Genomic DNA, 12340 nt, shown 5'->3' with positions numbered 1-12340 from the left:
GCCTGAATAAGCCTCATGGCGGCTATGAGTGCAATCAGTCTGACCCGCCAGATACTCTACATCGTGTACCCAGGGTCGCGTTGGCCAGCGATGCGCGACTGGTACAACACAGCTAGATTGAGCGGACAGATCATCCTGGCGTCCGCATTCGCAATTATTCCGATAGTCACTTCCTGTCGTCGTCTTCAAGCATCGAGATCTCACATACGAACAAGTCGGGACTTGTACGCTGACATCTCTTCTTTGTGGAGATGCATAGTGGGAGAATTTCCACATATTGAACTTAAGGACGTTCCCCACGATGAGCGGCGGAGTAGTCGACCCGCACCGCTCACTCGGATGCAGGACGAAATCTCTGACGGGCTCTCCTATCTAGCCAGTTGGTCCCGTGGCTCGATCGCAGCTGCCGAATCGGTTGAGTCGCAGATTGCGCAGACACTCACTAGAAAGCGTGTTATTGAAGCGGCGCGCTGGGTGGACCCTGACGAGGCGGACTTCACTTATCGATACGAAATTCCACGATGGGAGCCCGAGTTCAGCTCCCCCGAAGAGCGGACCCAGTGGATGGCTCAGTTGTCCCGCGAATTGTCTAAGCTCGGAGTTTTACAGAAAAGGTCCACAGAGTCCCTGGGGGAGCGCTTTGCCGAGTACGACTAACCTAATAATCCACGACACTGCGCCAATCGTTGAAGGGGCTACGGTAGCTGAAACTTTACAGAACTCGATCGCATTAGCCCGCTTCGGCGATAGACATCACTACCACCGCTATTGGACAGCAGAAACTCACGGGATGCGAGCTGTCGCGAGCTGCGCTCCTGCTGTCGTGTGCACGGCAGTAGCCGCCCAAACAAAGCGTATTCGGATAGGAGCCGCCGGCGTTCTTCTGCCGAATCATCCAGAGCTCGTCATCTCGGAGCAATTCGGAACTATTGAAGCGCTGCATCCAGGGCGAGTCGACTTAGCGCTCGGGCGCTCACTCGGTGGGCCCGCAGCTGTTGCTTCAGCGATCAATCCGCATAGAACACAAGATATCGAATCGTTCAAGCTCCGAGTGCAGAATCTGCAAAACTACTTCGCTAATCAGTATCACAACGGAGTACGCTCAGTCACGGGATTTGAGAACCAGCCTCAGATGTGGGTCTTAGGGACCAATCCTGAAAGTGCTCAACTAGCAGCAGAGCTCCGGCTTGCATATGCTTTCGGTGGACACTTGCACTACGCGGCGATGGATTCAGCGATCGCCGCCTACCACGAGACTGCGGCTAAAGACAACGAATGGACCCCTCATGTAGCGGTATCGGTGGGAGTTATTGCTGCGAACGATACTTCTACTGCTCAGTACCTCGCGGGATCCCATCGAATGAAAGTTATGCGCCGAAAGATTCATCAGGAAAGGATGCACCTGCCACACCCCGACAAGGCCGCTGGCCTCTCCCTGCGAAGCGCTGCGGAGCGTCAGGCGTTCGCAGGTGCAACCGAAGGATACTGTGTCGGCGACATCGCCGCCGTTCGAGAACAACTCACTGGCTTGCGTGACAGAACGAAGGCAAACGAGCTCATCATCTCTACACCCATCTTTGATCATGAAGATCGGTTGAGATCTTACTCTTTAGTTGCAGAATCCATGAGAGGGCTGTGACGCACCGAAATGACGTTAAATACTCCGACCGAAGGTCGAGTCGTGGTGACTGCTTATGTTGATCCGGTGTGTCCGTATGCGTGGGTCACGTCCCAGTGGCTGCGAGACGTCGCCCGCGCCCGGCCACTCGATCTAGCTTTCAGGACGATGTCGCTCGCGATCCTCAATCAGGACTCGGCTGATCCGTTGGAGTTGACGCGGGGATATGAGAGTGCGTGGCGCCCGGTCCGGGTCGCGGAAGCGATCGCCGCCGCCCGAGGGGCCGAGCATCGTCACCGCTATCTCGACGAGTACGGACACCGGTATCACGATCTACGGCAACGCCCCCGCGACACCGTCCTCCGCGACACACTCGCCGCGCTCGACGCCATGGGCCTGTACGGCGCCGCGGACGATCCGATCTGGGACGAGGCGGTGACCGCCAGCCACCACGCCGCCCTCGCCGGTGTCGGCGATGACGTCGGCACTCCGGTTGTGCGGATCGGCGGGACGGGGATCTTCGGACCGGTCCTCACCACCGTCCCCGACACTGCACGTGGCGCGGCGATCTTCGATGCGGTAGCGACGTTGATCGCGCAACCGGAGTTCACCGAACTCAAGCGCACCCGGGCGACCGACAGCGATGAGTGACCTCGCGCAGGCGCTCGCCGCCCGTGCCCCGGACCTCCCGGATATCCCGTTGTTCGGTGGTGTCACGGTCGGTCAGGTGTTCGTGGCGGTGGCGACGGTCGTGGTGCCCGCCACCGTGGTCGGGCATGTGCTGGTGTTGTGGGCGTGGGCCCGCGGCTGGGAGCCGCACCGTCTGCGCAACCTCGCCCTGGTCGTCGTGGCCGCTGCGGCGCTGGCCGGGCCGATCGTCGGGATGCTGCCCTGGTGGGGTGTGGAGCTGACGGGCTCGGCGGTGCGTCAGGCGTGGGACGGGCACTACCTGTCCGCGGGGATCGACTCCGCCGCCGCGACCGCCCCCCTGATCGCGATCACGTCCTGGGTGTGGTGGCACGTCTACACCAAACGGATGCGCTCCGGCGCCGCACAAGCCGCCGGGGAGCGTCACGTCCGCCGGCAACTACGTATCCGCGCCACCGCTGCGGCGCGGCGCGCCCAGCGCGAGCGCATTCCACTGGCCAGCCACGGCCGTGACGGCACACCATCGGTGGTCCTCGGCCCCCGTTACGAGACCGTCCGCGCCCAGCCGGACCTGCTCACCGAGACCTTGACCCGCCGCACCGCCCCGTGGCTGGAACTCCCGGTGCGCCAGATCGCGCTGCACATGGCGTGTATCGCCGAGACCGGCGCCGGAAAAACGACGATGCTGGTGCGCTGCTCGGCGTGCTGGATGGAGATCGCCTGGACCCTCTACAACCAACAACGCGGCACTGCCACTGCTGGGGCGCGGCCGTTGGTGATCTTCCTGGCCGCGAAAGGCGGCCCCGACGCCGCCGACGATGCCCACGAGTGGGCCGACGCCATGGAGACACTCGGCCTGCACCCGGACCGGATCGGGGTGTTCCCGTTCGAGACCCGGCTGAACATGTGGCGCATGCCCGCGGCGCAGCTGCGCGCCGCCCTGCACAAACTCGCGAAAACCGACCACCGCTTCTACGACGTCCTCCAACGCGGCCTGCTCCACCTGATCATCGACGCACCCACGGAGAAGCCACCCGCATCGTCGGCGGAGTTCCTGAAGCGGCTCGACCCGGCCTGGCTCGCTACGGCGTGGGCGGGGCATCCGGTCGAGGAACGCAGCATCGCCGCCCTAACCAAGAACACCGGCGGGGGTGGGGCGGGCGCGTCGTCGCTGGATTCCGACCTGTTGCTGTTCGCGGATTTGTTCCGCAGCATCGGCGGCGACTTCGGCGCCGGAGCGCCGCTCTCGGACTTCGACGCCCTGTATGTCTGCTTCCTGTTCATTGATCATTGTTGATCAGAACGGATGTTTCGCTCTCCGCACCTGCAGTAGCCAGCGGTGCTGGAGTCCTGGTCCGGCAGTCTGGACCGGTGACGATCGCGTTCCTGGATGATCTGTTTCACCTGCGTGTGCGGGGTCCACAGGGAGATGTCGGGGTCTCCGTCTCGATCCAGGATGTTGATCGCGGCAGCATGATCAGCATCCCACACGACCCCGCCCTTATGAGGGCAGTGAAGCCAGTCTCCGGAGCGACGACCGAGGGTCGACGTTCCGGGGATGACTTGCGACGTGTAGGCAGCGTTGACCAGCCGTAACGACGAACCTCGCCGTTCCGACACGTCATGGAGTGCTTGCGCGGTGATACCTTTGGTCCAGGCGGCCAGCCGACGGTTGGTACCAGGGCCTCGATCCCGGTTGTTGATCCGTCGGGTGAGGTCCTCGGCCACGATCACGTTCGCATTGTCAGCGACAGCATTCACTGCGCGATATGTGATATCCCGGACGCGGGTTTTCCAGGCTCGTTCTTGCCGGATTTTCTTGATCGTCCCGAGGTTATGACGGCGAACCCGTAGCGCTTTCGCATGATCACCGCGTAGGTCGGCGGCGTTCGCGATCGAGCGTAGTTTCGCCCGCCGGGCGTTACGCATCTTGAGCTGGTCGGAACGGGCACTCAGTAACGGGCCGAGCCCTTGACCATGGCGGCGGCCATCGGAATCGGTGAGTACTTCAGTGTATCCTTTGTCCACGCCGATGGCGCGATCACCGACGGGCCGGTGACTCGACCGCAATGATTGGTCGTCGATCTGGTAATGGACTTCGACCCGGCCACCGCGCAGGATTAGCCGGAGAGTTTTCTCTGGCGCGATTGTAGTGTTCAGCGGTACCGTGATCGGCGCACAGCCGGAGCCCCCAGGAACCTTGAGCCAAACATTTCCGCCCTCGGCGCGTGTGAACGTGCGAACCTGATCCGAACGGATGATGATTTGGTTTGCAGTATGGTTATGCCCGCGGCGCCAGCACTGCCGCATCCATCGGGACAGCAGCGGATCATCGACCCATTGATCCCGTTTCAATGCTGCGTACAGTCGCTTCCTCTCCTGGGGGGAAGCGGTACGCCGGTGGATCTTCTTCCGTACCTCGACCTTCGCGGCATCACGGTGCGCGCGGATGTCCGCGACCGCGTCCCGTACGGTCTCTTTCCAGGCGTTAGCTGGCACGTCGAATTCCTCAGCAGTGCCATCAGCCATCCATCGATCTCGAATAAACCTATCCGAGAGCCCTACCCCAGCGATCGAACCGAACTGGTTCCATACCATTGACCGCACACGCCCTAGACGCTGTGCCTGTTCAAGCAAGGCAGTGTACTTGCCTGCATTAATCCCTGCGGAGTAAGCAATTCTGGTGACCTTCATCAGGCCCCGCCCTCTATGAGGTCACGGTCTGCTTTAATCTGTTTCTCGTAACGCCGAAGCCCGTACAGACGGCATGAGAACGTATGAACGATCGCCAATAGGTCCTCCACGAGTTCCTGCTGCGGCGACAGAGACTCGGTGTTGGCGACAGTAATCTGACATCCGTTGCGGTCCGCAACATGGGCGATCAAGTCAAACCCGAAACGCGTCAATCGATCCTTATGTGCCACGACAAGACGCTCGACGCCGCCATCAGCGATCCGGTCGATCAGCCGCGTGAACTTCTTGCGTTTGAAGTTCATTCCACCGCCGATCTCAGTGACCCACTCCGTGACTGCAATTCCAGCATTTAAGCAAAACATTTCCATTGCCGCGACTTGCGACGCTAAATCATCTTTCTGTCCCGGTGACGACACTCGGCAATACACGACCGTCACCCGTTCCGCATCTGGTGCCCCCAACTGCAACACCGCCCGCACATCCGACTCGTCGAAGTAGCGCTGCCCGCTCGCCGTCCGCTTGGCCGTGATCCGGCCCTCGTACTCCCACCGACGCACCGTCGACGCGGACCTCCCCACTCGGGAAGCGAACTCGCCGATCCTGTACGTGGTCATAATAGACAAGTATAGAGAGCTCTAGAGAGGAACTCAATCACTAGTCACAGCTCCGTTCCCGGCGCGACCGACCAGGTCGTCGCCGCCACGAAGACCGCCGTGCTCATCGAACTCTTGACCTACGAACTCGGCGTCGCCCACCACGGGCAACGCCGTCAGGTGCTGTTCGTCATCGACGAGTTCTCCGCCGTCTCCGGCGACACCGCAGGCGACGTCATCAACCTGGTCGAACGGCTGCGGTCGATGGGCGGCTCGGTCATCGTCTCCGCCCAATCGTATGAAGGTCTCGCCGACACCGAGGACCAGCGCCGGCGTCTGCTCGGAGCGATGGGCGGCGGCGCCCTCATCGGCCGCACCACAGGCGCCGAGCAGCTCGCGGAGCGGTTCGGGACCCGGCTGGTCGACGAAGTCGGCTACCAACTCGACGGTGCCCGCACAACTGGTGTCGGCACGATACGGCGCCAGCACACCTTCCTACTCGACCCGAACCGCCTCCGACAGATGCCCCGCCACCACCTCGCCTACGCCACCACCGACCAGGTCCTCTACGGCGTCGTCGCCCCACTCCGGCGCTCGGCCGCGATCACCAGCTCACCCCGGCGTACCGCACCCACCTCCGGGCCGGCATTGTCCCGGCGACGTCTCACCGCGGGGCAGGCCGCCGCGATCAACCGGCGCCTCCGCCGGCCCGGCACCACCGGGCCCGACAGCGGCAGCAGCGCGCCCGCCGAGTCCGACGCACCACCGCCGCCGCCGCCGCGGTGGACGACACCGAGTTGGATGGACGACAACACCACCGACACCGACGGCACCGACAGTGGTGGCGACGACCCGAACGGATGCCCGCAGTGAGTACAGAACAGATTCCGGATTACCCCGATGTCATCCGAGTCGGCCGACAGTCTCCGACACCCGAGACAGCCGGCCAGTGGGTCCTGCTGTCCGGTGCCTCTCCCGAGGCATACCGCTTCTACCATGTGTTGCGCGTCTACGCCGAGATCGAGCTACCGCCCGGTCAATCGATCTGGGGCATCGTCAGCGCGCTCCCGGAGATGACCGAGCAGAAGACGTTCGAGGCGTTGTTCGAACTCGAAAATCTAGGCGCGATCGACCTCGAGGAGGCCCGCACCCCGAGAACCAGCATCATCTGTTACACCGTCCACGAGGCGCCGTATCCCGGCTACACCGGGCCGGTCGACGTCGACGACTTCTACGACCGCAACCCGGACCTGCACCCATGAACACGCCCACGCCCACCGCCCAGGCCCGCACCCAGGCCGCAGCCCTGCTCGGCGTCTCACCTGGCGCCCCGCCAGAGGTTCTGCGGGCGGCGTGGCGGGCCGCCGCCCGCCACCACCATCCCGACCGGGGCGGTGACACCGAACGGTTCATCGCGGTCAACGCCGCCTATGAACTCCTCACCACACCACCCGCACCGGCCCGGTCGACACCGCCTACACCGTCCCCGGGCCCGCCGGGCCCGGCCACGCCAAGCAGCGACATCCCGGGCGCCTCCGTCGACGGACTCCTGATCCTGCGGGTCGGCGGTCTTCTGATCGTCGCTGGTGTCCTCACCGCCGGTGCCGCCATGATCGCCGCACCGGTCGCGGCCGCCCTGGTCGCGTTGCTGGCTGTGGCCGCGGTCGCCCAGCACGTCTACCTCGCCACCGAGACTCACCGGACCGAGACTCGTCGCCCGGGATGAACCCAGCAGCTCGTCGCAGGCCTCGGTGGGGTCGTGGGGCGGGCGCCGACCAGACCGCGCTTTGCTCCGACCGCGAAACAGGAACTCCGGCGCCCGCCACCAGCGACGATAGCCCTCAACCGGTCGTCGTTGTGTCTGACGAGGTCACCGGATGCCCGACGACGGACCGGCACCACGCCCGTCTCGTCGGCTCGTTCTTCCTCGATACAAGGCCGCCCGAGCGGTGGTCAGGTTCAGTCAAGGGGCGACGGAGTCGATCGCGTAGCGACGCCGTGTGCGGCGCCCTTGGCGGGTTCTGAGCACCGTTCGACACTGGGGCCGCTTCGAGGGAGGGCCCACCGCGACACCGCCTCGATGACCGGCACCGAGAGCGCTCCTCGTGCTGGAGGCGCGCGCCCGGCGCCGGGCGTGATCCGTTCCCAGCCCGGCGCTACCGGTCCGCGGGCGGGGAGCTCGTGGGGGCCGTATCGGGGTGGAGTCGGTCGCGGACCTGCCCGGCGACGGCCTCGTCGGAGATGAGGATGTCGAGCAGGGTGTGCACGGTGTCTTGCACGCTCACTACGCCGCGGCCGAGGTCGAGCGCGGTCTGTGACCGCCACGCGGCGAATGCTTGGTGGAGGTCGGCGGGGACGTCGATGCTGAGCCGGACGGTCGTGGGACGCCCAAAACCAGCGCCGATCTGGCGTACCTGGCCTGGTAGCTGCTGCGGGTTCATCCGGTCTGTTCGTGGTCGGGGCAGGTCGGGTCGGTGCATTCTTGCCAGCCGAGGAACTCCCCCGGGGCCAGCCACGCCGGGGCCGCGGTGGCGGTGTAGAGGTTCTCGACCTGGGCGATGGTCATGTCCAGGTCGTAGCAGACCGTCGGGTCGGCGGCGAGCCGGACGAACGCGGTCTTCGCGATCCGGGCGGCGAAACCGATCGCGGTCTGCGGGGACCGGGCGATCACGATCGTCGCCAGGCCGACACCGAGACCGGGGACGAGGTCGGCTTTCGTCCCGACCAGCTTCCCGTTGTGTTCGCGCTGCTGGCGGCGCATCGCGGTCCGTAACGGCGCCGCGATCGCTGTCCCGATCTGCGGCGACACCTCAAGAAGTTGCATCACGCAATGAAAATTCTTCGCCACCAGCGCGCCCCCCGCAGGTCCAGGTCCAGGTCCAGGTCCAGGTCCAGGTCCAGGTCCAGGATAGTCCGATTCATGCCGCGCTAGTCGATCTTGCGGGTGCTGGTCTGGAGGTTGTCGGCACCGACGACCCTGCTGGCAAGGTGCTCGACCTCGGCGGCGGTGAACCGGTCAGGCAACGCGATCGGGAGCAGCCGGAAACCGTCGCGGATGGTGTTGAGCGCGGTCGCGAGCCCGGCGACGTGGTTCCGGGCGACGACGTCGATCTCCACGCTGAGCAGGTCACGGTCATGGCCGTGGCGAGCCGGATTCAGGATGACCGCCGCGACCGCGCGGGACAACACACCGCGACGCAGCAGCCCGATGAAGTGCTCACCGAGGACCTCCGCCGCACCGGGCAAGTCTTTCCCCGGTAGATCGAAATCCTGACGACAGATGACCAACACCGCGTTCACATTCACGCCCACCGGCCTCATCGTCCTCACCGCACCGCCCGCCGCGGCTCCCAGCACGGCACCTCCTCCAGGCTCCGCACCGCCCACCGCAGCTCCGGACCCAACGCCTCCGGATCCCGCGCCCGCCCACGACGCTCCCGCGTCCGCACCACGTACTCCTCGATCACATCACGGACCCGCTCCAGAATCCGCGGCGCGCACCAATACACCACACCCATACAACCCAAATCCCGCGCCCGAGCCTCCACACTCGACAACAACCCACCCGCCATGTCCCCGACCCCGTCCTGCGGGCGAGGCTCCAGATAACGCGATCGGGTTTTCGCGGTCAACTCCACCTCAGTCAAAATCCGCCGACCATCGGGGCGAATCTCGATCCCGTCCGGCACATGCGGCAATCGTTCACCTTTCCGCCGCCAACCGACCTGATGCTGCAACGTCCGCTCCGACACCCACCGCTCCACATCTAAACCCACCCGATGGAAACGCACCGCCGCCACCGCACGCACATGACCTGTCACCGGCGGCGTCGGCCGCCACCCCGGCGTATCCCACCCCAAACACTCCCGCGCCTGACCCTGCCCCAACCAAAACCACGTCGCCCCCGCATCCACCTTCCCCGACCGCACCCACCCCGCCCGCCGCCACCGCAACATCACCGACTGCACCGACTGCGCCGACACCCCCAACACACTCCCCAACAAATCCTCCGGCAACCCATACTGATGAGCCATCACCTCCATCAACACCGCATCCCGCTCAGTCTGCCGAACACCACCAACATCCCGACGCTTCGCACGCACCCGACCCCCCACTTCACCCAACACAATAGCCGCCTTTCATCCATCACGTGCCGCCAACAGCGCCACTCGACGCCAAGGCGATAGCGAGGCGGAAAACACCACCCACCGCAAAAAGATCAGCACCCAACCCGACCACCCCGATAAACCGAGGGTTTGACTGCGCCGATGCGCAGCGAGGCGAACAACCCCACCCCCTACAGAAAGATCACCACCAAACCAACCCACCTCGACAAGACGAGGGATAATCTCCTCCGATGCGCAGCGAGGCGAACAACCCACCTACGAGCAGATACACCCAAAGCAGCTCAGCCACCCACCCCCGCCACAGTCTGTTGACCTTGACCTTGCTTTTCAAAGGCATTGAACTTCGTACTCTGCCCTCTGGGTCACTCCGTGACCCAGCACACAAAACCACAGGTCACACCGCACAAACCGGCTTCACCACCCCCCGGAGATGATCTATGCCAATCCGAGGGAATCCGAGCAGATAATAAGCCAATCCGAGGGTACCCCGACAGGGCGGACCACCGCGCGGAGCCCGGGACGGGGCGCGCCCCACCAACGGTCCGACCAGAAAACCCGGGCGGTGGCGACGACGAGAAGACCCTCGCATTTAGTAATGCGAACAGCGTCCACCAATCACGGCCTCGATAGCGGCGTCGACACAAGACCGTCAGAACAAACGAGCCGCGGCGAGTTCACAAAGGACCCTCTTCAAGCCCAGCGCGACCCAAGACGCACCACCCAAAACACAAGGTAGCGGCACTCGCGTCACCAGTACCGCATCAAAATTCCGACACTGAACGGCAACTCCAGGCCATGCTCCGACAGCAACCGCTCCACATCGGCTTGCGCGAGCGATTCCCCATCCTTCAACGCGTTGAACGCCATCTTCTCGACATCGGACATGAGCGCCGGATGCGCCGCACACCAAACCTCGACCACCCTCTTCACGACGTCCCGCCGATTCTCTTTCTTCGGTGGTGCCGACTTGTAGCCATGCGCGCGATACGCATTCTGCACAGACTTGTAGCCGTAACCCTGTGCGTCATCGATAATCTCGCCAGTGGTGACATCGACAACGACATGCCGAAGATCCCGACCACGCGACAACGCCGTACTAATAACCACCCTCGTTGCCATGGAATCGCGGTTCTCAGCAGTCATGTGACGAGACCCCCACAACGACTACAATGAGGCTTATTCAGGCCCCGTGAAATAACGATCTAGCCCGGCGTGTCGGGTTGGGCGACAGCCCGTCCATCGCGAATATTGGTTTGCCGAATCAATCCGAGATGAACGGGCTGCCGCAGTATGTACTATACCACTGGTTTCCGGCGTGATGAAATTCAGGATCTTGTCGCTATAGTGTATGAGCAGGATCAGCGGGACGCGACGGAGGCACGTTTGTCTTGGCCGCCGGTTCTGGGGTTGTTCTGGTCGGTGGTGATCACGTTGGCGTATCTGCGCGGGAATCGTGTGCAGTGGGAGTTGGCGGAAACCTATGGGGTGTCGCAGTCGACGGTTAGTCGAGCGATCACGGGGGTGACACCGTTGCTGGCACAGGCGCTGCGGAGTGTCGTTCCGACGGCAGAGGAGCTTCGTGCCGATCGGCAGTACATCATCGATGGAACCTTGCTGCCCTGCTGGTCATGGGCCGCGGTGCCGGGTCTGTGGTCGGGCAAGCATCGCACCACCGGCGTCGTCGTCCAGGTCGCAGCCACCCTGGAAGGGCAGCTGTCGTGGATCTCCGACCCGACCCCAGGCTCCCGACACGACCTATATTGCCTCGACCAATCCGGCGCCCTCGACCACCTCGCCACATACCCCCCGATCGGCGATAAAGGATACATCGGGCGCGGCATGCTCACCCCGTTCAAAAAACCACCCGGCCGGGAACTTCTCGACTGGCAAAAAACATTCAACAAGAGCCTCAACCACACACGCGCCACCATCGAACGAGTCATCGCCCATATCAAAACGTGGAAAGTTCTCCACACAGACTACCGGCGGCCCTACGCCACATTTAAAACGACAATCTCGGCAGTCATCGGACTCATCTTCTACACACTTACCTGACGGAGCCTGAATAAGCCTCAATGCAACAGGCGAGCGACAATGACCGTGACAATCAGACCACCACGTGCTTCACGCAGAAACAGACCGGCTTATCCATTGCGACAGAATTTCCGGAAGGTCATTCGAATTCCTCATCGGTGGACCGCCATACCACCCAGCCGGTGGCCACGTGCACGATCCGCACCTCATCGACCTCCGGGTCCTCAACACCCTCGATCGCCGTCGCGATCGCCCCATCCATCGTCGGGTAGACCATCGTGAACGCCGACGCCGGAAGCCAGTCGCTGGACAACTCCACATCGGCCTCGATCCTATACCCACGGACCTGGCCCGCCTTCTCGAACTCGCCCTCAGAATCAGTCATGACGCCATACTCGCAAAGCGGCAGTAATGCAGCCAGTTCGCAAAAAGTTGGTGGCATGGTGTCGGCGTCAGGCGGCGCCGGTCATCCACCCGGGCAGGCCACCAGGAACGGTCGTGGGCACGCCGACCCGGACCGCAGCCCGGCCCCCAGGGCGGGCGAGGACCGGAAGCGGCGCGGCAGCACCGTCTTCGGCACCGTCTTCGGCACCGTCTTCCGTCTTCCGTCTTCGGCGGCGTCTTCG

General features: G+C 63.6%; 16 protein-coding genes. 8 read left to right on the top strand and 8 right to left on the bottom strand.

Features of this window, described 5'->3' with window-relative positions; translation table 11 throughout:
• Positions 1-15: 15 nt before the first annotated feature.
• Genes KPL59_RS37940 through KPL59_RS32605 form a run of 4 tightly spaced genes read left to right on the top strand, consistent with a single transcriptional unit; the run spans position 16 to position 3563 of the window.
• The gene (locus KPL59_RS37940; protein ID WP_374111695.1) at positions 16-657 is read left to right on the top strand and encodes a DUF6545 domain-containing protein; all 642 of its coding nucleotides are present in this window, start codon (positions 16-18) and stop codon (positions 655-657) included.
• Positions 641-1639, top strand: a complete 999-nt coding sequence (locus KPL59_RS32615) for an MsnO8 family LLM class oxidoreductase (protein ID WP_255678272.1) — start codon at positions 641-643, stop codon at positions 1637-1639. Before KPL59_RS37940 ends, KPL59_RS32615 begins: the two co-directional genes overlap by 17 nt.
• A 9-nt stretch (positions 1640-1648) precedes the next feature.
• Positions 1649-2269, top strand: a complete 621-nt coding sequence (locus KPL59_RS32610) for a disulfide bond formation protein DsbA (RefSeq protein WP_374111694.1) — start codon at positions 1649-1651, stop codon at positions 2267-2269.
• Positions 2262-3563, top strand: coding sequence for a hypothetical protein (locus KPL59_RS32605; RefSeq protein ID WP_226363114.1), 1302 nt, complete (start codon positions 2262-2264; stop codon positions 3561-3563). The genes KPL59_RS32610 and KPL59_RS32605 overlap by 8 nt, the downstream gene beginning before the upstream one ends.
• Here the strand turns inward: KPL59_RS32605 and KPL59_RS32600 are convergent.
• Complete coding sequence (locus tag KPL59_RS32600; RefSeq protein WP_226361076.1) at positions 3554-4795, bottom strand: zinc ribbon domain-containing protein; 1242 nt, start codon at positions 4793-4795, stop codon at positions 3554-3556. The genes KPL59_RS32605 and KPL59_RS32600 overlap by 10 nt on opposite strands.
• Before the next feature lie 164 nt (positions 4796-4959).
• A complete protein-coding gene (locus KPL59_RS32595) occupies positions 4960-5577 on the bottom strand; it encodes an IS607 family transposase (RefSeq protein ID WP_226362080.1) in 618 nt (205 codons plus the stop codon).
• 96 nt (positions 5578-5673) lie between these two features.
• Here KPL59_RS32595 and KPL59_RS32590 point away from each other — a divergent pair, with 96 nt between their 5' ends.
• Genes KPL59_RS32590 through KPL59_RS32580 form a run of 3 tightly spaced genes read left to right on the top strand, consistent with a single transcriptional unit; the run spans position 5674 to position 7279 of the window.
• The gene (locus tag KPL59_RS32590; RefSeq protein ID WP_226363113.1) at positions 5674-6426 is read left to right on the top strand and encodes a TraM recognition domain-containing protein; all 753 of its coding nucleotides are present in this window, start codon (positions 5674-5676) and stop codon (positions 6424-6426) included.
• On the top strand, positions 6423-6815 hold the full coding sequence (locus KPL59_RS32585; protein WP_226363112.1) for a hypothetical protein: 393 nt from the start codon (positions 6423-6425) through the stop codon (positions 6813-6815). Before KPL59_RS32590 ends, KPL59_RS32585 begins: the two co-directional genes overlap by 4 nt.
• The gene (locus tag KPL59_RS32580) at positions 6812-7279 is read left to right on the top strand and encodes a DnaJ domain-containing protein (protein WP_226363111.1); all 468 of its coding nucleotides are present in this window, start codon (positions 6812-6814) and stop codon (positions 7277-7279) included. Before KPL59_RS32585 ends, KPL59_RS32580 begins: the two co-directional genes overlap by 4 nt.
• A gap of 430 nt (positions 7280-7709) precedes the next feature.
• Here the strand turns inward: KPL59_RS32580 and KPL59_RS32575 are convergent, their stop codons facing one another.
• The 5 genes from KPL59_RS32575 to KPL59_RS32555 all read right to left on the bottom strand — a co-directional run bounded on the left by KPL59_RS32575 (position 7710) and on the right by KPL59_RS32555 (position 10823).
• Complete coding sequence (locus KPL59_RS32575; protein ID WP_226363110.1) at positions 7710-7994, bottom strand: hypothetical protein; 285 nt, start codon at positions 7992-7994, stop codon at positions 7710-7712.
• Positions 7991-8377, bottom strand: a complete 387-nt coding sequence (locus tag KPL59_RS32570) for a hypothetical protein (RefSeq protein WP_226363109.1) — start codon at positions 8375-8377, stop codon at positions 7991-7993. Before KPL59_RS32570 ends, KPL59_RS32575 begins: the two co-directional genes overlap by 4 nt.
• A 104-nt stretch (positions 8378-8481) precedes the next feature.
• Positions 8482-8910, bottom strand: a complete 429-nt coding sequence (locus KPL59_RS32565; RefSeq protein ID WP_226351947.1) for a hypothetical protein — start codon at positions 8908-8910, stop codon at positions 8482-8484.
• Positions 8880-9305 (bottom strand): hypothetical protein, encoded by a 426-nt coding sequence (locus tag KPL59_RS32560; RefSeq protein ID WP_226363108.1) that lies wholly within the window; start codon positions 9303-9305, stop codon positions 8880-8882. The genes KPL59_RS32565 and KPL59_RS32560 overlap by 31 nt, the downstream gene beginning before the upstream one ends.
• Positions 9306-10427: 1122 nt before the next feature.
• Positions 10428-10823, bottom strand: a complete 396-nt coding sequence (locus KPL59_RS32555) for a hypothetical protein (protein WP_226363107.1) — start codon at positions 10821-10823, stop codon at positions 10428-10430.
• Positions 10824-10970: 147 nt separating this feature from the next.
• Between KPL59_RS32555 and KPL59_RS32550 the strand changes: the two genes are divergently transcribed.
• A complete protein-coding gene (locus KPL59_RS32550) occupies positions 10971-11735 on the top strand; it encodes a transposase (protein ID WP_226359944.1) in 765 nt (254 codons plus the stop codon).
• Positions 11736-11853: 118 nt separating this feature from the next.
• Here KPL59_RS32550 and KPL59_RS32545 read toward each other — a convergent pair whose 3' ends face one another.
• Positions 11854-12099 (bottom strand): hypothetical protein, encoded by a 246-nt coding sequence (locus KPL59_RS32545; RefSeq protein ID WP_226363106.1) that lies wholly within the window; start codon positions 12097-12099, stop codon positions 11854-11856.
• Positions 12100-12340 lie beyond the last annotated feature (241 nt).

The sequence above is a fragment of the Pseudonocardia sp. ICBG1142 genome, assembly GCF_020496255.1.
Lineage (GTDB): Bacteria > Actinomycetota > Actinomycetes > Mycobacteriales > Pseudonocardiaceae > Pseudonocardia.
The sequence above is the reverse complement of the archived record's forward strand: the minus strand, read 5'-3'. Positions and strand labels throughout refer to the sequence as shown.